This is a genomic window from Rhodococcus sp. IEGM 27, assembly GCF_033142305.1.
Classification (GTDB): domain Bacteria; phylum Actinomycetota; class Actinomycetes; order Mycobacteriales; family Mycobacteriaceae; genus Rhodococcus_F; species Rhodococcus_F oxybenzonivorans.
Genome location: NZ_JAWLSG010000003.1, coordinates 787,817 through 806,741, shown reverse-complemented (window position 1 = coordinate 806,741; position 18,925 = coordinate 787,817). Strand labels below are relative to the sequence as shown.

At 64.5% G+C, this 18,925-nt stretch carries 20 protein-coding genes and 1 tRNA gene; 14 read left to right on the top strand and 7 right to left on the bottom strand.

Annotated elements, in window-relative coordinates; translation table 11 throughout:
* Position 1 precedes the first annotated feature (1 nt).
* The 6 genes from fabG to R4P95_RS14645 all read right to left on the bottom strand — a co-directional run bounded on the left by fabG (position 2) and on the right by R4P95_RS14645 (position 5,634).
* Positions 2-760: a 3-oxoacyl-ACP reductase FabG gene (fabG, locus tag R4P95_RS14670; RefSeq protein ID WP_213576225.1), complete on the bottom strand. Its 759-nt coding sequence runs from the start codon at positions 758-760 to the stop codon at positions 2-4.
* Positions 757-1,998 (bottom strand): acyl-CoA dehydrogenase family protein, encoded by a 1,242-nt coding sequence (locus tag R4P95_RS14665; RefSeq protein ID WP_317743985.1) that lies wholly within the window; start codon positions 1,996-1,998, stop codon positions 757-759. Before R4P95_RS14665 ends, fabG begins: the two co-directional genes overlap by 4 nt.
* Before the next feature lie 22 nt (positions 1,999-2,020).
* Positions 2,021-2,830, bottom strand: coding sequence for an SDR family oxidoreductase (locus tag R4P95_RS14660; RefSeq protein WP_317743986.1), 810 nt, complete (start codon positions 2,828-2,830; stop codon positions 2,021-2,023).
* Positions 2,831-2,946: 116 nt separating this feature from the next.
* Positions 2,947-3,642 carry a TetR/AcrR family transcriptional regulator gene (locus R4P95_RS14655; RefSeq protein ID WP_109333772.1) on the bottom strand — a complete coding sequence of 232 codons (696 nt, stop codon included), beginning with the start codon at positions 3,640-3,642 and terminating at the stop codon, positions 2,947-2,949.
* Between the two features lie 44 nt (positions 3,643-3,686).
* On the bottom strand, positions 3,687-4,448 hold the full coding sequence (locus R4P95_RS14650; RefSeq protein ID WP_109333774.1) for an SDR family NAD(P)-dependent oxidoreductase: 762 nt from the start codon (positions 4,446-4,448) through the stop codon (positions 3,687-3,689).
* Positions 4,449-4,488: 40 nt separating this feature from the next.
* Positions 4,489-5,634 (bottom strand): acyl-CoA dehydrogenase family protein, encoded by a 1,146-nt coding sequence (locus tag R4P95_RS14645; protein WP_213576220.1) that lies wholly within the window; start codon positions 5,632-5,634, stop codon positions 4,489-4,491.
* A gap of 140 nt (positions 5,635-5,774) precedes the next feature.
* Between R4P95_RS14645 and R4P95_RS14640 the strand changes: the two genes are divergently transcribed.
* From R4P95_RS14640 to R4P95_RS14580, 13 genes are all read left to right on the top strand, one after another.
* Positions 5,775-6,374, top strand: a complete 600-nt coding sequence (locus R4P95_RS14640; RefSeq protein WP_213576219.1) for a TetR/AcrR family transcriptional regulator — start codon at positions 5,775-5,777, stop codon at positions 6,372-6,374.
* A 76-nt stretch (positions 6,375-6,450) separates the two neighbouring features.
* Positions 6,451-7,776, top strand: a complete 1,326-nt coding sequence (locus tag R4P95_RS14635) for a DUF222 domain-containing protein (protein WP_317743989.1) — start codon at positions 6,451-6,453, stop codon at positions 7,774-7,776.
* A 94-nt stretch (positions 7,777-7,870) separates the two neighbouring features.
* Positions 7,871-8,212: a hypothetical protein gene (locus tag R4P95_RS14630; RefSeq protein WP_317743994.1), complete on the top strand. Its 342-nt coding sequence runs from the start codon at positions 7,871-7,873 to the stop codon at positions 8,210-8,212.
* Positions 8,209-8,781 carry a DUF3558 domain-containing protein gene (locus tag R4P95_RS14625; protein WP_317743995.1) on the top strand — a complete coding sequence of 191 codons (573 nt, stop codon included), beginning with the start codon at positions 8,209-8,211 and terminating at the stop codon, positions 8,779-8,781. The genes R4P95_RS14630 and R4P95_RS14625 overlap by 4 nt, the downstream gene beginning before the upstream one ends.
* Positions 8,782-8,784: 3 nt before the next feature.
* Positions 8,785-10,131 (top strand): hypothetical protein, encoded by a 1,347-nt coding sequence (locus R4P95_RS14620; RefSeq protein ID WP_317743997.1) that lies wholly within the window; start codon positions 8,785-8,787, stop codon positions 10,129-10,131.
* Entirely contained in the window at positions 10,128-10,889 is a 762-nt protein-coding gene (locus tag R4P95_RS14615; RefSeq protein WP_317744002.1) for an ESX secretion-associated protein EspG, read from the top strand. The genes R4P95_RS14620 and R4P95_RS14615 overlap by 4 nt, the downstream gene beginning before the upstream one ends.
* Before the next feature lie 16 nt (positions 10,890-10,905).
* The gene (locus tag R4P95_RS14610; protein ID WP_159923662.1) at positions 10,906-11,379 is read left to right on the top strand and encodes a DUF309 domain-containing protein; all 474 of its coding nucleotides are present in this window, start codon (positions 10,906-10,908) and stop codon (positions 11,377-11,379) included.
* Positions 11,379-12,017, top strand: a complete 639-nt coding sequence (locus tag R4P95_RS14605) for an LON peptidase substrate-binding domain-containing protein (RefSeq protein WP_213576213.1) — start codon at positions 11,379-11,381, stop codon at positions 12,015-12,017. The genes R4P95_RS14610 and R4P95_RS14605 overlap by 1 nt, the downstream gene beginning before the upstream one ends.
* 61 nt (positions 12,018-12,078) lie before the next feature.
* Positions 12,079-12,155, top strand: a tRNA-Met gene (locus tag R4P95_RS14600).
* Positions 12,156-12,270: 115 nt separating this feature from the next.
* Positions 12,271-13,488 (top strand): cytochrome P450, encoded by a 1,218-nt coding sequence (locus tag R4P95_RS14595; protein WP_213576212.1) that lies wholly within the window; start codon positions 12,271-12,273, stop codon positions 13,486-13,488.
* Positions 13,489-13,571: 83 nt separating this feature from the next.
* Positions 13,572-15,185, top strand: a complete 1,614-nt coding sequence (locus R4P95_RS14590; protein ID WP_317744004.1) for an NAD(P)/FAD-dependent oxidoreductase — start codon at positions 13,572-13,574, stop codon at positions 15,183-15,185.
* 87 nt (positions 15,186-15,272) lie between these two features.
* Positions 15,273-16,112, top strand: a complete 840-nt coding sequence (locus tag R4P95_RS14585; RefSeq protein WP_213576210.1) for an alpha/beta hydrolase — start codon at positions 15,273-15,275, stop codon at positions 16,110-16,112.
* Between the two features lie 61 nt (positions 16,113-16,173).
* Positions 16,174-16,977: a transglutaminase-like domain-containing protein gene (locus tag R4P95_RS14580; RefSeq protein ID WP_213576209.1), complete on the top strand. Its 804-nt coding sequence runs from the start codon at positions 16,174-16,176 to the stop codon at positions 16,975-16,977.
* 3 nt (positions 16,978-16,980) lie between these two features.
* Here R4P95_RS14580 and R4P95_RS14575 read toward each other — a convergent pair whose 3' ends face one another.
* The gene (locus tag R4P95_RS14575; protein WP_249354343.1) at positions 16,981-17,253 is read right to left on the bottom strand and encodes a MarR family transcriptional regulator; all 273 of its coding nucleotides are present in this window, start codon (positions 17,251-17,253) and stop codon (positions 16,981-16,983) included.
* A gap of 208 nt (positions 17,254-17,461) precedes the next feature.
* Between R4P95_RS14575 and R4P95_RS14570 the strand changes: the two genes are divergently transcribed.
* Positions 17,462-18,886, top strand: coding sequence for an MFS transporter (locus R4P95_RS14570; protein ID WP_317744005.1), 1,425 nt, complete (start codon positions 17,462-17,464; stop codon positions 18,884-18,886).
* The last annotated feature ends 39 nt before the right edge of the window (positions 18,887-18,925 follow it).

Below are 18,925 nucleotides of genomic sequence, written 5' to 3'. Positions count from 1 at the left end.
ATCAGTCCTTCGGTCCGCCGGCGACGTAGACGACCTGCCCGGAGACGAATCCGGCGCCTTCACTCGCGAAGAACGACGCGGTGTGGGCGATGTCCTCGGGCTGACCGACACGAGCGACAGGAATCTGTGACGCCGCGGCGGCTTTGAAATCCTCGAAGCTCATACCGACGCGCTCGGCCGTGGCGGCGGTCATCTCCGTCTCGATGAATCCGGGTGCAATCGCGTTCGCGGTGACGCCGAATTTGCCGAGCTCGAATGCCAGCGTCTTGGTGAAGCCCTGCATGCCTGCCTTGGCGGCAGAGTAGTTGGCCTGGCCACGGTTGCCGAGCGCCGACGTGCTGGACAGGTTGACGATGCGGCCGAACTTGGCGTCCACCATGTATTTCTGGACGGCACGTGACATCAGGAAGGCGCCACGCAGATGCACGTTCATCACGGCGTCCCAGTCGTCGACCGACATCTTGAACAGCAGGTTGTCGCGGGTGATCCCGGCGTTGTTGATCAGGATCGTCGGTGCGCCCAGTTCGGATGCCACGCGCTCGACCGCCGCCGTGACCGAGGCCTCGTCCGCCACATTGGCACCCACGGCGAGGGCCTCGCCGCCGGCCGACGTGATCGCGTCGACCGTCCCGGCACAGGCGGACTCGTCGAGGTCGAGGACGGCGACTGCATGTCCGTCGCTCGCCAGCCGCTGTGCGACGGCGGTGCCGATACCGCGGGCCGATCCGGTGACGATGGCGGTTCTACGGTCCTGGCTCACTTGTTTCCTCCATGGTGGTTGTTGCCGGTTGTCGAACGGTATTTACGCAGTTCTCGTCTTGCGATGGAAAGTTTGTGCACTTCGTCCGGACCGTCCGCGAGGCGCAGCGTCCGCATATGGGCATACATCATCGCCAAGGGGAAGTCATCGGTGACACCCGCGCCGCCGTGCACCTGGATCGACCGATCGATGATTTTCAGCGCAATATTTGGTGCCGCCACCTTGATCGCCGCGATCTCCGTGCGCGCCTCCTTGTTCCCGACGGTGTCCATCAAGTAGGCCGCCTTGAGCGTCAACAGGCGCACCATCTCGATCTCGATCCGGGCCTCGGCGATCCAGTCCTGAATATTGGCGTTGTCGCTGACCGGTTTCCCGAACGTCACCCGCGACGACGCCCGCCGGCACATCAGCTCGAGCGCCCGCTCGGCCATCCCGATCGCCCGCATGCAGTGGTGAATGCGTCCCGGGCCCAACCGGGCCTGGGCGATCGCGAAACCCTCCCCCTCCCCTTTCAGCACGTCCTTGCCCGGAACCCGCACGTCGGCGAAGTCGATTTCCGCATGCCCCTCCCGGTCCTGATATCCGAACACCGGCAGGCCCCGCATCACCGTGACACCGGGCGCATCGATCGGAACCACCATCATCGACTGCTGCCGGTGCGGCGCCGCCGACGGATCGGTCTTGCCCATCACGATCATTACCTTGCAGTTGCGATGCAAGGCATTGGACGCGAACCACTTCCGGCCGTTGAGCACGTAGTCGTCGCCGTCGCGGACCATCGACATCTCGATGTTCGTCGCATCCGAACTCGCCACCGCGGGCTCCGTCATCGCGAACGCGGACGCCATCGTCCCGTCCAGCAACGGCTTCAGATACTTCTCCTTGTGCTCATCGGTGCCGAACAGCGTGAGCACTTCCATGTTCCCGGTGTCGGGTGCGTTGCAATTGCACGCCTCAGACGCGAGATGGCTGCGGCCCATGATCTCCGCCAACGGTGCATACTCGAGGTTCGTCAGGCCCGGACCCCACTCCGGATGCGGATGAAATAGATTCCACAAACCCTGGCTACGCGCCTCCGCCTTCAACTCCTCGAGGATCGGCGGCTGGAAGTGCGGATCACCCGCGTCGCGCATCTGCTCGTCGTACACCCTCTCCGCGGGATACACGTGCGAGTCCATGAACTCCAGTAGATCGGTCTGATACTTCTTCGCGCGGTCGGATACGTCGAACACAGACATGCGAACTCCTCGTGGAGGTGGGTCAGGAAGTCTGGCCGAGTAGTGCGGCCTGATAGCGGCGCATTCCCCGGATCCATCGGTCGTAGTCGGCGCCCTTGTGTCGATACATCTCCAGCACCTCGGGGTGCGGAAGGATCAGGAACTGCTCCGCTTCGATTGCCGCGAGAGCACATTCGGCCACGTGTGCCGGTTCGAGTACCGCTCCGGCACTGGTGACAGCACGTGCAGCCGTGGCCGACAACGCAGCGTCGTCCGTCAACAACTTGGTGTTGACACCCATCGGGCACAGGCAACTGACGCGCACACCTTGATCGCCGTAGGTGACGGACAGCCACTCGGCGAAGCCCACGGCCGCATGTTTGCTCACCGAATAGGGCGCCGAGCCGATCTGCGTCAGGAGTCCGGCCGCCGAGGCCGTACTGACGAAGTATCCTTCGCCGCGCTCGACCCAGCCCGGTACCAGCAGACGCGCGGCCCGAATGTGCGCGCGGACGTTGACGTCCAGCGCGAGGTCCCACACTGCGTCGTCGAATTCGAGGTCGCTGCCTGCCGCCACACCTGCGTTCGCGAAGTAGAGGTCGACGGGACCGAATTCGCTTTCCGCTGCCGAGATGAGCGATGCGATCTGCGTCGTGTCCGATGCGTCGGCTCCCACCGCGATAGCGGCACCCGGACTGGTGGCGGTGATCCGGTCGACGACGGACTGCGCCGCCGCGGCGTCGAGGTCGGATACGACCACGCGGGCGCCTTCCGCGGCCAGCCGCTCCGCCAGAGCACCACCGATTCCGCCTCCGCCTCCGGTGACGATGGCAACTTTCTGCGCGATCTGCACGAGATTCCTCCCTCGGGGGACACGCTGATGAGCCCCAGTCTTCCACAGAACATATCTGAATCCGGTGTCGGATTCAGCTTTGCGGACCTGGTGTTGCCGTCACCGAGCCACGGTGTTCAGTCCCGATCGGGGAACCGCAGGCCGTTCGCCCAGATTCGGGTAGTGGTGAAGACGACGTCGTCGAATTCGATGGGGGTGCCTCCCGAGCCGTGCTCGTTTGCCACGAAGGCGCTGTAGGCCAGGCGGCTGACCATCCCGGACAGCGCCCGAGACGCCAGCATCGGATCCAGCTTCGTGTCGGCAATTCCGCGCGCCTGCAGTTCGGCGATGCCCCTGGCATTGCGGGCAATGAAGGCGTCGGCACGCTGCCGGCGCAGATCCGCGAATGCCGGGTCGATGTGAGCTACCTGCTCGAGGAGTCCCATGAGCTTGGCATTGCGACGATAAGCCTCGAGGTACGCACGATTACTGGCCTCGAGCACCGCGTACGGATCATCGGTGTCCTGCACCCGCTTCATTCCCGGGTGCATCATGTCTTCCTGCGCCGCCTCCAGGACAGCGGCGAACACCTGCTCCTTGTTGTCGAAGTAGGTGTAGAACGACCCCGTCGAGCACTGCGCTTCCTTGGTGATGTCGGTGAGCCGCGCGTCGAGGTACCCGGACCGCTCGAACACCGTGCGCGCTGCCGCCACCAGAGCCGCACGAGTACGTGCACCCCGAGGGGTCGCGGGCGGCTCCCGCAGCAGAGCGGTGGCCGCCATCGACGGGGCGGGTTGATCGTCCCAGTCTTCGTGGGCGGTGCGCGTGGTCATTTCCTACTTATACGCCAGCGCACCGACCCCGCCCAATCCGACGGTCAGGTGATCGTGATGCCGCCGTCCACCGCGATCGTTTGTCCCGTGACGTACGCGGCAGCGTCCGACGCCAGCCAGACCACGGTCGCAGCCAGCTCCTGCGGGTCACCGAGTCGGCCGAGCACCAGCCGCGGCCGCATCGATTCGAGGTACCCGTCCTGGTACTGGTCTGTCATCTCCGTCTCGAAAAATCCGGGGGCGATCGCGTTGACGCGGATCCCCTTGCGGGCACCCCACTGCTGCGCGAGGTCGCGAGTCAAACCGATCACCCCGGCCTTGCTCGCGGCGTACGCGGCCTGGGGCAGCCCCGCGGTGGTCAACCCGAGCACGCTCGCAATGTTGACGATGGCACTGCCCGGCTTCATTACCTTGCCGGCCGCCTGAGCCGCCCAATAGGAGCCGTTCAGGTTGATGTCGACGACCTGCCGGAACTGCTCGGGGGTTTCCCTCGTCGCGGGCACGGCGGTACCGACGCCTGCGTTGTTGATGAGCACGTCGACTCGACCGAACTGCTCCATGGCCTTGTCGATCATGTTCTGCGCTTGCGCCGGGTCCGCGATGTCCGTCGCCACACTGAGCGGCGTCCTCCCCGCAGCCCGCACCAGCTCCGCAGTCTTCTCCAGACGGTCCGTGCGCCGGGCGGCGAGCACCACATCGGCGCCCGCCTCCGCCGCAGCCTGCGCGAACGCAACCCCGAGACCCGAAGACGCACCTGTCACGACGACCACCCGGTCGGTCAAGCTGAACTTGTCGAGAACGGACATACGAAGCGACTCCTTTGTCGTCGGACTACGGGGTACGGGCTCAGAGGCCGAGGTCGCGGCCGATCAGTTCCTTCATGATCTCGTTGGAACCGGCCCAGATCTTGGTGACACGCGCATCCATCCACGCGCGGGCGGCGCGGTATTCCGTCATGAAGCCGTAGCCACCATGGAGCTGGACACAGTGGTCGAGGACCTCGTTCTGCACCTGTGCAGTCCACCACTTCGCCTTGGCCGCGTCCACGGCAGTCAGTTCGCCGGCGGCGTGGGCGGCGACACAGTTGTCGACGAAAGCCTGGGTCACCTCGACGCGCGTCACCAGATCGGCAAGAAGGAACTTGTTCCACTGCAACGATCCGATGGACTGACCGAACGCCTTGCGCTCCTTGGCGTACTGGATCGTCTCCTCGAGGATCGGCGCTGCGTGCGCAATGTTCGAGATGGCGGCACCGACGCGTTCCTGGGGAAGCATCTCCATCATGTGGATGAAGCCGCGGTCGATCTCGCCGATGATGTTGGTGGCCGGCACCCGAACGTTCTCGAAGAACAGCTCCGCCGTATCGGCCTCGTGCTGGCCGACCTTGTCGAGCTTGCGGCCGCGCTCGAAGCCCGCCATCCCGGTCTCGACAGCGAACAGGGTGATCCCCTTGGACTTCTTCTCCGGGCTCGTGCGTGCCGCGACGATCACCAGGTCGGCGTTGTAGCCGTTGGTAATGAAGGTCTTGGAACCGTTGATGATCCAGTCGTCGCCGTCCTTGACCGCGGTGGTCTTCAGCGCAGCCAAATCGGAACCGCCGGACGGCTCGGTCATCCCGATTGCGGTGAGTAGCTCGCCGGTGCAGAACTTCGGCAGCCAGCGCTGCTTCTGCTCCTCCGTGGTGAGCTGAACAAGGTAGGGCGCGACGACGTCGGCGTGAATCCCGAAGCTCGACGACACAGCAGCACTCGCACGTGAGAGCTCCTCGGCGAGAACAGCGTTGAACCGGTAGTCGCCGGCTTCGCTTCCGCCGTAGGCCTCGGGGACTTCGAGTCCCAGGAGGCCGTTACGGCCGGCCTCGAGCCAGATTTCGCGGTCGATGAAGCGCTGCTCGATGAGCTTGTCTGCTACCGGCAAGATGTTGCGGTTCACGAATTCGCGGGCGGACTCGCGGAACGCCTCGTGATCGGGGCCGTACAGGGTGCGTCGCATGACCAATCCTTCTGGGTTCGAACTCTTCGCTGTGTGACACTTCGGGCATGTAAGCGTCTGCTTATTTTCTAAGCGCTTGCTTATAGTGATACTGCGACACGGTATTGTCAACCGCCGCAGAGCCGAGGATGGAGAGAGTCATGAGCGAATCACCGAGTCAGGTGATCAGCCCCTCCAAGGCTGCCGCGCGCATCCGCGCTGCTGCTGTCGACGCCTTCGCCACCAATGGGTACGGCGGGACCACTACCCGCGAGATCGCGGCCCGGCTCGACATGAGCCCGGCAGCCATGTACCCGCATTACCGGTCCAAGGAAGAATTACTGTTCGCCATCAGCTACGAGGGGCACACCGCGGCCCTCGACGTCGTGACCGGTGCCGATCTACCGGACGAGCCGCCGTCGACCCGACTGAAGGCGCTGATCGGAGCCTTCGCCAGTTGGCAGGCCACCCATCACGCCCAGGCCCGTGTCGTCCAGTACGAACTCAACGCCCTCACCCCCGAGCACTATCGCGACGTCGTCAAACTTCGACGGGACATCACCCGCATCGTCCGGGCCGTCGTCGATGCCGGTGCCGCCACCGGCGAGTTCACCGTTCCGGACGGCGAAGGCGTCACTCTCGCACTCATGTCCCTGTGCGTCGATATCTGCCGATGGTTTCCGGCCGGCGCCTATACCGAACCCCACGTCGTAGCCGACCTCTACGCAGACCTTGCCATGCGCATGGTGGCAGCCAACTGACCCTTGCTCTCGCCTCACCCGGCGAGTACTATCGAACATAGGTTCGATTCGGGGGATTCGACGGTGGGGGCTTTCGGTGGATTCAGCAGCTGTGTCTACATTTCTGGCCGAGTTGCCGGAACTGGGCAGCGATATCGGTGATGCTGCGCGAATCGACCTACTCCGCACGTTGGAAGAACTGAAGGCCGCATGCGCGGGGGCACAGGCCCGTGTGACGGCCGACCTCGATGCCTCCATCCGCGCGTCCCGCGCCGATCAGGGAGTGCCCAGGAATCAGCAAGGGCGGGGCATCGCCAACCAAGTGGCGTTGGCACGGCGCGACTCCCCCTTTCGCGGTGGGCGCCATCTCGGAATGGCCACCGCGCTGGTCCACGAGATGCCTCGCACGCTCAGGCTGCTCGAGCAAGGAATCCTCAGTGAGTGGCGGGCCACCATCCTCGTCCGCGAAACCGCCTGTCTCACGCGGGAAGATCGCACTGCCCTCGACTTCCTGCTCTGTGCCGATTCCTCGACGCTCGACGGACTCGGCGACCAAGCCGTGTGCGCCAAGGTCCGGGCTGCCGCCGCGCGGATCGATGCGGAGGCGGTAGTTCGTCGAGCGCGGAAGGCCGTCTCCGATCGGCGCGTCACCTCACGACCGGCACCCGACACCATGGCCTACGTCAGCGCCCTCCTGCCAGTGGCGCAGGGAGTAGCCGTACATGCCACCCTCGCCCGCGATGCCGACGCGATCCTGGCCGCAGGCGATGCGCGAACCAGGTCGCAGATCATGGCCGACCTCCTGGTCTCCCGCGTCACCGGCAGCACCACCGCTGCCGAACGGCCCGTCATCACAGTGAACCTGGTGATCTCCGACCAAGCCCTTCTCGGCGGCGGATGCGAACCCGCTCACGTGCAAGGGTACGGTCCTGTTCCCGCAGCGCTTGCCAGGCAATGGGTTTCGGACGCCGCCCCCGCCGTGCCCGACTCGGAAGCGTTGTTGCGACGGGTGTACGCCAACCCGCAGTCGGGGGCGTTGACCGCCACGGAGTCGCAGGCACGGCGCTTCCCGACGGGACTGGCCAGGCTGATCGATCTCCGCGACAAAACTTGTCGAACGCCATGGTGTGACGCGCCGATACGACACCACGACCACATCCAGTCCCGGCATACCGGAGGCCCCACCACCGCACACAACGGTGCCGGGCTGTGTGCTGCGTGCAACTACGCCAAACAGGGGGTCGGGTGGAACGCCAGTGCGCACCAGCAACCCGGCAAGGCACACGAAATCGAACTGCGCACGCCCACCGGACACCTATACCGGTCAACGGCACCCCCGCTGCCCAGGCCGCTCCGAATCCGCGGAACCGAGGTCACCTCCCCGATCGAGCGCCTCATCATCCACTACCTTCACGCTGCCTGAACATCAGCAAGATTTGCAATCCGACCCCAACACACGCGTGCGGTAGCATCACCGCACGCGACCGTGGGGGTCCAGTCGAGCAGGGGGATGGGGAATGAGCAACACACTGCGTCTGGAAGATGACGCGATCGAAAGATGTGTGGGAATTTGCAACGCAATGGTCGAGCAGGTGGACCAGGCGATCAAGAACGCCGACCAGTTGAGGTTTGTTTCGGGCTTCGGGGGATTCGACTCCGCTCAACAGCTTCAAGCTCGCTACGACGAAAAGTTCAACGGTGGGGATGGCTCCGGTTCCGTGCGTGCACGGCTGAACGAATTCCGACTCGTCATCGAAACAATGCGGGACACATTCGCGGCAGGAGGCGAGGCCTTCGCTGAGACTGACTCGGCAATCGGACGCGCCTTGGCTGGAATTCAGGGAGAAATTGCTCTATGAAACTCGCCGCTCTCGCCTCGGCCGCACTCACGGCAACTCTTCTGTCAGGGTGCAGTGAGCCGCACGCCGACAGCCAAACGAACTCGGACACTCCTACTATGACGCGGGTTCCTAGGCACATCGACAAGTCGGATCGCCCGCAGGTCATCTTCGACCCCTGCCTCGATATCCCCGACTCTGCTCTCGTCCAAGCCGGATACGACCCGCAGAGTGAGTCGAACGCCGACTTCACGCCCGATTCTTACACATTCCTCGGTTGCGGCTACGACACTCAACAACGCCTGTACGTGATGAACGTTCTTTCGGGAAATATTACGTTCGCGGAGGAGCTCGAGAAAAAGCAAGGCCATTCCACGCCGATCGACATCAACGGACGTCGAGCGATCTTGATTTTCGATCCGAAGGTCAGCGATGCCTGCGACCTGAGCATGGAAACCTCATACGGCGTTGTGGGACTTACCCGCAGCGTGTTCAAAGGCAACGGTCAGCATGCTCCCGAATCCGAGTGGTGCGCCGGCCTCGAGGACACCGCCCGGATTTTTGAGCCGTTCATCCCGAAGGGGGACTGACCGATGGCGCCGCAGGATCCGCTCGCTTCTCTTTTCGATGCTCTCTTGCCGTCGGGTCCAGGGGCGGAGCACCGCACCAAGCTGCAGCATTCGGCGGATCAGCTCGGGTCGGAGGAGATCGATCCCCCGTACATCACCATGATGGAGAGCTTCGAGGGTTGGCAGCACGCGGAGATGTACGCGAAGACGCAGGAGATGGATCCGAGCGTCATAGGCGATCTCGCGCAGGCTTGTCACGCCATCGTCGGCTCTCTGCCTATCGGGTTCGGCTTCGCGCTTATCAAAAGCACGATTACCGAGAAGTGGGAGGGCGCAGCCGCCGACGCCGCCCTCGCCGCGACTGAGACCCTCGCGGGCGCGAGCGACAAACTCACCGCGGGTGTGCAGGCAATAGGGGTGAAGCTCGACATTCTGAGCAGCGCCGCGCAGGACGTGAAGAACTCGATTCCGGCACCGACGTCCGACCAACCTCTCAGCCTTCTTCCCTTGACACCAACTGTGGCGGCTACCCAGGAAGAAGCACGGGAAGCGGCGCGCGAAGAAGCTGTACGTAAGCTGCAGAACATCTACGTCCCCAACTATCAGGACGTAGGCACCAACGTGCCGGTGCTTCCTGCGCCGCACTCCCCATCAGGCGCAGCTGCTGACGGTGCGCGAATCCTCGGCGTGGACGGCGCGGGTTCTCCGGGTGCGACTGACCGATCTGTGCTGAATGGCGACGGAGGGTTCACGTCCGGCACCGGCGACTCCCCCGCGATCGGTGATGCCGCGACGGACGGACAACATAACGCCAATGACCCGGCGGCTACGTCTGCCGCCAGTGCCGAGGGTGCCGGACAGGGCGGAGGTACTGGATCCGGATCAGCAGGTACTGCGGCCCCGACTACCGCCGCGAACAGCCAGAACGCCGGGGCGGCCGGTTCGGGTGTGGGTGGTTCCGCAAATTCCGGCGGTGTCGGCGGCTACGGCGGAGGTTCGCGGTCGGGCAGCTCCGGACCGGGTAGTGGTGGCAGTGGCGCTGGCGGATCGAACACCCGCAAGCGCAATGACAAGCGGGACAACGAATCACAGGGAAGCTCCGTGGTATCGGGAAGCCCGATACCCCCTGGTGGTGCAGCGGCAGGAGCTGGTGCTGCGGCCGCCGCAGCTACGGCGACACCGGTGAAGCCGAGCATGAGCCGACCCGGAATGGGCATGGGTCCAGGCATGATGGGTGCCCCCGGACGGGTAGGCGGCAACGGTGATGGTGACACAGAACACCAAACCCCCAGCTACCTGATCAACGTCGACAACGGCAACGAATTGATTGGCAAACTCGATCCCGTAGCCCCGCCGGTCATCGGCGCATGAACTGGCAGCTGTCCTCGGCGCAGTTCATGTCTCTCTGGGAGGCAACGAATCTCGACAGAATGCCGTACCCGTTGTTGTATCGTTCGGCGGCTGCGACCGCGGACGGGTACGCCCGCCAACAGCGCGAACTGGACGAGTGGCGGCTCACCCTCCGCGAGCCGGAACTCGACGCCGCGATAGCTTCCCTACGGAACCCCGACATGTCGGTTACCGTCGTCGCCCCCTCCACCGAAGCCGACTCTGGGGTGCGGCGGAGGGGCAGCATCCGCGGCCGGGTTGCGGTCGTCGCCGAACAGTTGTGTGGTGCCCCCGGGCGCGGAGACATACGACTCGACTTGAACACCGCCACGGACAGCGCAAACCTCGACTGGCTCACTACCCGGTTGCTGCTCGACCTTCCCGACTGCACACCCGGACGAACTCCCTCGCTGACGGCACACCCCGACGACCTCGGCACCGGTGGCCACCGTTCCTCGGTGCTCCAGAATGCTCAGGCTTCGGACGGCGCATTACTGAGGCGACTGGTCACTCGACCACGGACGGGAATCGGATACATCTGCATCCGGGGACCACGTCGGGAGCTCGACGAGCCGGTGCTCGGTGAACTGACGTGGATCGATGTGGAAGCCGACGGACGATACCTCTACCACCAGCATCACGGCGTCCATCTGCGATCGGCGACCGTTGAGACCGTCCGCGAAGAGCTTGGGAAACGTCTGGGCAGTGCGCTGGCCGCACCTTCGCCGAGACGGCGCTGAGCGTTACTCTGGTCGCATGGCCGATCGGGACAGGGACGGAACAGGCAAACCCGTCAATGCGCGCCCCCGCGACGAACTCGGCCGCCCGCTGCCGCACGACGCCGAGGGTGTGCCCCGAATCCCGGATGACTTGCGGTTACCACCCGACGAGTCGATCACCGAAGCGCAACGCCTCCTGGACCACGGTATGCCCTTCCACGCCCATGAAGTTCTGGAAGGCACGTGGAAAATCGCGCCCGAGGATGAGCGGGAACTGTGGCAGGGACTGGCCCAGCTCGCCGTCGGATTGACGCATCTGATGCGCGGCAACAAGACCGGCGCCCGCTCACTTCTGCGCCAAGGTCACGACCGTATCCGGCATTACGAGGTCGAGGCACCGCACGGCCTCGACATCTCCGGGCTGCTGACGTGGTCCGAACACCTCACCGATGAGATCGATCGCGTCGACCCGCTGCCGGCGACGCCCGTCCCCCGATTGCGAATCCCCTGATGCCACTGCTCCCCATGTTCCCGCTGGGATCGGCGATACTGCCCGGCCAGCAGCTGCCGTTGCACGTCTTCGAACCGCGGTACCAGGAGTTGGTTCGCGACTGCCTCGCTTCACCTGACGGGCCCCGCTTCGGTGTCGTTCTGATCGCCCGCGGCCACGAGGTGGGTGGTGGTGACGTGCGCCATGATGTCGGGACCATCGCCCGCATCGAATCCCATGCCGTTGTCGGCGACGGGCGTTACGAGCTGTTCTGCCGGACCGAAGATCGCATCAAGGTGTCGAAGTGGCTGCCCGACAATCCTTATCCGATCGCCGAGGTCGATCTGTGGCCAGACGAGAACACCGGCACACAGACCGCCGACTACGAATTTCCGGCCCTCGTCGAGCGACTCGAGTTCCTGTACGGCCTGTTGCGACGGCTGGCGATCGCCACCGACAACGTCCCACCCGAGGTTCCCGTGGTCAGCGGTTTCCGAGGTGACCTGGGTGCGCGGCTCTACGAGCTGGCCACCTACATCCCGATGGGCGACGCCGATCGCCTCGAAATTCTCGCCGCTGCCGGCGCCGACGAACGGACAAGGGTGGTGTCCGAGGCCATCGAGAACGCCATCGAGATGGTGCAGTTCCGGCTGCTGTGATCCACCCCTCCCCGAGGGTGGTCAAGAGTGGTCCGGAGAGCGTGTACACTAGGAAATGCAACGCGGGGTGGAGCAGCTCGGTAGCTCGCTGGGCTCATAACCCAGAGGTCGCAGGTTCAAATCCTGTCCCCGCTACCACAGAGAACGGCCCCGGAGATTTCGATCTCCGGGGCCGTTTTTGCATGCGTACGCTCATGCCGCCCCATCCTCCCGAACTAGAACGTATTCTCGACGGGGAGACTCAGGAGGCGGCGTGCAGCTCGAAGACGTGGATCTTTACGACCCGGACACGTATGTGAACGGCGTGCCGCACGAGATGTTCGCCGCGCTTCGACGAGATGCACCGATCTATCGGCATTACGACCACAGCGGTCAACCGTTCTGGTGCGTCACCCGCCACGCAGACATCGTGGCAGTGAACCGGGATGCCACCACCTACTCGTCCTGGCGAGGCGCCACCTACATCGACGACCTCGACCCAGCGGATCTGGCCGGCCAGCAGTTGATGATGCTGAACATGGATCCGCCCGACCACACGGCATTGCGCAAAATCGTCAGCAAGGGCTTCACACCGCGGCGGATCGGTGAACTCCACGACATCCTCGCGCGCCGGGCCACCACGATCGTCGATGCGGTGATCGAACGGGGCGAATGCGACTTCGTCGTCGATGTGGCGTCAGAACTTCCGTTGCAGGCGATTGCCGACTTCCTGGGTGTACCGCAGGAGGATCGTAAGCTCATCTTCGACCTGACCAACCAGATGATCGGTTCGAGCGACCCGGAGTTCCATGGGGAGGCAGGTCAGGAGCGCGACGCCGCCGCTCAGATGTTCGCGTACAGCCAGTCGATGTTCGAGGACCGTCAGCAGCATCCGCGCGACGACATCGCGACCGCGTTGATCAAGGCCGACGTCCACGGTGAGAAACTCAGCGAACTCGATTTCAACATGTTCTTCATGCTGCTCGCGGTCGCCGGCAACGAGACGACCCGCAACGCCATCTCGCACACGCAGTTGGCCCTGATGGAACACCCCGACCAGCGCCGGAAGGTGCTCGACGACCCAGCCAAGCTCGACTCCCTCATCGAGGAGGGTCTGCGCTGGGCCACCCCGGTCATGCAGTTCCGGCGCACCGCGACCACCGACACCGTGCTCGGTGGTGTGGAGATCGCCGAGGGTGATCGAGTGGTGATCTGGCACATGTCCGGCAATCGCGACGAAGCGGTATTCGATGACCCCTATGCGTTCGACATCGACCGCTCCCCCAACCACCACGTTGCGTTCGGCGGCGGCGGTCACCATTTCTGTCTGGGCGCCAATCTCGCACGGGCCGAGATGAAGGTGATGCTCGCGGAAATTCTGCGTCGTATGCCCGACATGGAGCAGACCGAGCCCGCCCAGCGACTGCGATCCAACTTCATCAACGGCCTGAAACACCTGCCCGTCCAGTTCACGCCGGCAGCTCCTTCGTGACGGGGCACCGCGAAAACACCGCCCAGCCATAGCTATTCGACGGGCAGGCTGCGGCCTACCGGTTTTTCTGTCAGGCTGAGAGAGTGAACAACGTCGACGCAGTGGTCATCGGATCCGGCCCCAACGGCCTCGTCGCTGCCGCGACTCTGGCGGACGCAGGGTGGGATGTCGCAGTTGTCGAGGCACAGCCCACAGCTGGTGGCGCCGTGCGATCCGCGGAGCTCGTGCCCGGATACTGTTCCGACCTGTTCAGCGCCTTCTATCCGCTGTCCGCGGTCTCCCCTGCGATCCGCGGGCTCGACCTCGAGGCGCACGGGCTGCGGTGGAGTTACGCGCCCAAAGCCCTCGGACACGCCCGATCAGCGGACGACGAGGATGCGCCCGTCATTCATCCGGATCCCGCGGACACCGCCGCGGATCTCGAGCGCAGGCAGCCCGGTGACGGTGACGCGTGGATGCAGCTGGTCGCGCAATGGCACGACATCAAGGACCCGTTGATCAACACCTTGTTCAGCCCGTTTCCGCCCGTGCGTGGCCCGGGTCGTCTGCTGCGGCAGCTGGGCACTGCGGACACTCTGCGGCTGGCTCGGTTCCTCCTCCTTCCTGCCCGGCGGATGGCTCACGAGCTGTTCCGCAGCGAGGCTGCCCGCGTGCTGCTGCTCGGCAACGCGATGCACGCCGACGTTCCGCCCGACTCGGCCGGCAGCGGCGTCATGGGCTACATCCTGACGATGCTCGCCCAGGACCACGGCTACCCCGTGCCGATGGGTGGGGCGGGTGAGCTGGCAGCCGCCATGGTGCGGCGAGGAGAACGCGCCGGGGCGCAGTATCACTACAACGACGCCGTCACCGCCATCGACGTGCGCGCCGGGCGCGCCGTCGGCGTGCGAACGGCGTCGGGTGCACACTTCCTCGCACGCCGGGCTGTGGTCGCCGATGTCTCGGCACCGGCCCTCTACGGATCACTGCTCCCGGACGCCGCCGTCTCGTCTCGGCTGCGCGACGATCTCCGGCACTTCGAATGGGACACACCGGTTGTCAAGGTGAATTATGCTCTCTCACAAAAGATTCCTTGGCGTTCCGCCAGCCTTGCCGGGGCGGGCACCGTCCATCTCGGGGCCGGCGACGACGGACTCGTGCATTGGATGGCCGATCTGACCACCGGAATCGTTCCCGAGATTCCGTTCCTGCTGTTCGGTCAGATGACCACCTCGGATCCGACGAGATCACCAGAGGGCACCGAAAGTGCGTGGGCATATACGCATCTTCCGCGCGGCGTCAGCGACGACGCGTCCGCGGAATTGCTGGCACAGCGGGTGGACGACGTGCTCGAGGCGCACGCGCCCGGGTTCAAGGACATCGTCGTCGGGCGCGTCGTACAGAGACCCTCCGATCTGGAGGCGTCCAATGCCAACCTCGTCGGGGGCGCCGTGAACGGCGGGACTGCGCAGCTCCACCAGCAGCTGGTGTTTCGGCCAGGACCGGGCAATGCCCGCGCAGAGACGCCGATCAGCGGTCTCTACCTGGGCAGTTCCTCGGCTCACCCGGGCGGTGGCGTCCACGGCGTCTGCGGGCTGAATGCCGCCCACGCCGCGCTGAGTGCGGACGGTCCGCGCGGTTGGCTGCGACGGCGCACCTCGACCAGTGTCATCGACCTCTTGTCGAAGGGACCGAAAGGGAAACCCTTCGAGAAATGATCCCGCGCGTCCCGTGATTCACGCCTTGCCGAGCCCCCTTACCGTGCGATGATCTGAGTCGTCGAACTGGGACAACGAAGGGGCGTCATGCACCATCGAGAATCATCCTTCGCCGGTGTCGGTGGAGTCCGCATCGCCTACGACGTGTGGCTCCCGGACCGTCGCCCTCGCGGCGTGCTGGTCCTCTGCCACGGATTCGGCGAGCATGCCCGACGCTACGACCACGTGATCGAGCGGCTCGGCGAACTCGACCTCGCGATCTACACCCCCGATCATCGTGGACACGGACGATCGGGTGGCAAGCGAGTTCATCTGCGAGATTGGACCGAGTTCACCGACGACCTGCACCAGTTGTTCGGTATTGCATCCACCGACTGGCCCGGCACCGATCGTTTCCTCCTGGGCCACAGCATGGGAGGTGCCATCGCCCTGTCCTACGCGCTCGATCATCAGCAGGACTTGAAGGCCTTGATGCTGTCGGGGCCCGCCGTCGACATCACCAGCGGGACGCCGCGGGTGGTCGTCGAGATAGGCAAACTCGTGGGCCGGTTCCTTCCCGGGCTGCCGGTGGAGTCACTCGACGCGAAGCTCATTTCCCGCAATCCGGCTGTCGTGTCGGCCTACGAGGATGATCCGCTGGTGCATCACGGGAAGGTTCCTGCCGGCATCGCCCGCGGCATGATCGTCACCGCCGAGAAGCTGCCCGAGCGGCTGCCATCGTTGACCATTCCGCTCCTGCTCCAGCACGGCAAGGAGGACGGACTCGCCAGCGTCCGTGGTACCGAACTGATCGCCGAGTACGCCGGTTCCCCGGATCTGACGGTCGAGATCTACGAAAACCTCTACCACGAGGTGTACAACGAACCTGAGAACGAAGAGGTTCTCGACGACCTCGTGAACTGGTTGCGTCCCCGCGTTCAGAGCTGATCGCGCGCGTCCGCGGCAGGGGTGCACTGCACACCCGTTCGGGGGATGTCAGGATGGGCGGATGAAACGTCACGTCTCCGCCACTCTCGACATCGAGGTCACCGACGCCACCAGTCTCGAGTTCAAAATTGCGGTGGCGCGGAATCCGGCCTCCGAATTGTCGGAGTCGCTGACGTTCACTCTCGACGGCGACCGTATCGATGCACGGGAGATCTTGGCAGAGCACGGTACTCGCGTGCACCTGCTCGAGGTAGCGCCGGGATCACTGCACGTCGAGTACTCGGCTTCCGTTGCGGGCAAGGGTGACCCGCCGCCGGTCACCGACTACGACATCTCGAAGTACCTGCGGCCCAGTCGATATGCCGAGGCGGACAAGTTCTTCGGATTCACCGGTGGCGAGTTCGATCTATCCAAGCCGAGGGCCGAACTCGTGCAGGACATCACGAACTGGGTGGGGTCACGGTTGCTGTACCAAGGTGGATCGAGCAGATCCACCGACAGCGCGGTAGACACCATGCTTTCCGGCGCTGGGGTATGCCGTGACTTCGCACACCTCACCGTGGCGCTTCTGCGCGCCGTCACCATTCCTGCCCGCCTCGTGGCGGTGTACGCACCGGGGTGTGATCCGATGGATTTTCATGCCGTGGTCGAGGCGTTCGTCGACGAGCAATGGCGGGTGGTCGACCCAACGCAACTTGCCCCACGCGAGTCCCTGATGCGGATCGCGACGGGTCGCGACGCCGCCGACACGGCGTTTCTCGACAATCACGGCGGGGCCATCACTCTCGAGAACACGGTTGTCACCGCCGTGGTGGACGGCGAATTCCCCTCCGACGACTACCGCACTCCGACGTCACTCACCTGACGGTCAGGTTGCGTCCGAGAGCTTTTCGTTGAGAACGGCCAACTGAATCTTCTTGGCGTCGGCGTGCACCTGACGCCCGTGTTCGGTGACGTCCACGAACACGCCCCTCCGATCTGCTTCACACAAGGAACGGGCGACGAGGCCGGCTTTCTCGAGTCTGGCCACGCTGCGGGACAACGCGCTGGCGCTGAGGTACATCTCTGCGGCCAGGTCCTGCATGCGCGGCCGGTCACATGTGGCGTCCATGAGGCGGTCGAGCGTCTCGAAATCACTCATGCTCAAGCTGTGAGCGTGTTGCATCTCACGGTCCAACTCGCAGGCTATGTCGTTGTACCTGCTTGCAAGCAGCCTCCACGTGTCGCGCAGGTCTGCATTCGATCCCATGTCCGCATCCTAGCGCGCCACCGAATTAGATGCAAAGGAATTAAATGCAGACGAAATTAGTGCTTGCGCATTGATTGCATGTGCATCTACATTCCCTTCTGTGACTATCCTCGAGACCACCCCGCCGACCGAGCAGACCTGGACTCCCCGCCTCTGGGGCATCCTCGCCGTGCTGTGCCTCGTAATGTTTCTCGACGGTCTGGACGTGTCGATGGTGGGCGTCGCGCTGCCCTCCATCGGCACCGAACTAGGACTGTCGACCACCTCGCTGCAATGGATCATCAACGGCTACGTCCTGGGATTCGGCGGACTGCTCTTACTCGGTGGCCGCACCGCCGACCTGCTCGGGCGGCGTCGGGTGTTCCTGATCGCCCTCACCGTGTTCGCCATCGCGTCCCTGGTCGGCGGTCTCGTCGACAACGGCACGCTGCTCATCGCCAGCCGCTTCGTCAAGGGACTCGCCGCGGCGTTCACCGCGCCTACCGCGATGTCGATCCTCACGACGACGTTCAAGGAGGGCCCGGCGCGCAACCGGGCATTGTCGATCTTCTCGGTGTTCGGAGCAAGCGGCTACTCGTCCGGGCTGATCCTGGGTGGCCTCCTGACCAGCGCCGGCTGGCGTTGGACCTTCCTCATGCCCGTGCCGTTCGCAGTTCTCGCACTGGTGGCCGGCACCATCCTGATTCCACGCGACCGAGCAGCCGACACGGGCGGGCACGACGTGATCGGAGCAGCGACACTGGTGTCCGGGATGCTGCTCACCGTGTACACCGTCGTGTCGGCGCCGGCGCGCGGATGGTCGGAACCGCTCATTCTGGGGTCCTTCGCGCTGGCCGCAGCACTTCTCGCATCGTTCTTCGTGGTGGAGCAGCGGGTGGCACATCCACTGGTGCGGCTGAGCATCCTGCGGGTGGGAACGATCGTTCGGGCCAACCTCAGCATCGTCGCGCTGTTCGGCTCCTACCTGAGCTTCCAGTTCATGATGACGATCTTCCTGCAGTCGGTACTGGGCTGGTCGCCCCTGGAAATGGCCCTGGGCCTGCTCCCCGCCGGCGTGATCGTGGCCTTCGGATCGCCGTTCGTCGGACGGCTCATCGATGCGTTCGGCACGGCACGCATGATCATCGCCGCGCTGACGTCCCTGAGCCTGGGCTACCTGTGGTTCCTCTTCGCCGGTAGTGACGATCCGAACTACGTTTTCGCCATTCTGCCCAGTGTGATTCTGCTGGGGGTGGGATTCGCCTTCGGATTCACGTCGATCATGGCCCAGGCCACGTCGGGCGTCGACGACTCCGAGCAGGGCCTGGCGTCGGGACTGGTGCAGACCTCTGCACAGGTGGGTGCCGCACTCGTTCTGGCACTCACGACTGCGCTGGTCACCGCCGGCTCACATGCCGCGACCAGCATCAGCGGTACCGGCTTCCACCAGTTCCATTCGGGTCTGGTACTTGTCACCGGGGTCGCGCTGGCCGGCCTCCTGGTCACTGTCTCACCGTTGCTTCGCCGAGTAATCAACCCGGCGTAGCGGATTGGAGGCGGCGTTCGGCTCAGGCCGAGCGCTGCC

Coding starts and splice junctions, on each gene's coding strand:
- R4P95_RS14665 (WP_317743985.1), bottom strand. CDS start 1,998: ATGTCTGTGTTCGACGTATCCGACCGCGCGAAGAAGTATCAGACCGAT.
- R4P95_RS14655 (WP_109333772.1), bottom strand. CDS start 3,642: ATGACCACGCGCACCGCCCACGAAGACTGGGACGATCAACCCGCCCCG.
- R4P95_RS14650 (WP_109333774.1), bottom strand. CDS start 4,448: ATGTCCGTTCTCGACAAGTTCAGCTTGACCGACCGGGTGGTCGTCGTG.
- R4P95_RS14645 (WP_213576220.1), bottom strand. CDS start 5,634: ATGCGACGCACCCTGTACGGCCCCGATCACGAGGCGTTCCGCGAGTCC.
- R4P95_RS14640 (WP_213576219.1), top strand. CDS start 5,775: ATGAGCGAATCACCGAGTCAGGTGATCAGCCCCTCCAAGGCTGCCGCG.
- R4P95_RS14630 (WP_317743994.1), top strand. CDS start 7,871: ATGAGCAACACACTGCGTCTGGAAGATGACGCGATCGAAAGATGTGTG.
- R4P95_RS14625 (WP_317743995.1), top strand. CDS start 8,209: ATGAAACTCGCCGCTCTCGCCTCGGCCGCACTCACGGCAACTCTTCTG.
- R4P95_RS14620 (WP_317743997.1), top strand. CDS start 8,785: ATGGCGCCGCAGGATCCGCTCGCTTCTCTTTTCGATGCTCTCTTGCCG.
- R4P95_RS14615 (WP_317744002.1), top strand. CDS start 10,128: ATGAACTGGCAGCTGTCCTCGGCGCAGTTCATGTCTCTCTGGGAGGCA.
- R4P95_RS14610 (WP_159923662.1), top strand. CDS start 10,906: ATGGCCGATCGGGACAGGGACGGAACAGGCAAACCCGTCAATGCGCGC.
- R4P95_RS14605 (WP_213576213.1), top strand. CDS start 11,379: ATGCCACTGCTCCCCATGTTCCCGCTGGGATCGGCGATACTGCCCGGC.
- R4P95_RS14585 (WP_213576210.1), top strand. CDS start 15,273: ATGCACCATCGAGAATCATCCTTCGCCGGTGTCGGTGGAGTCCGCATC.
- R4P95_RS14580 (WP_213576209.1), top strand. CDS start 16,174: ATGAAACGTCACGTCTCCGCCACTCTCGACATCGAGGTCACCGACGCC.
- R4P95_RS14575 (WP_249354343.1), bottom strand. CDS start 17,253: ATGAGTGATTTCGAGACGCTCGACCGCCTCATGGACGCCACATGTGAC.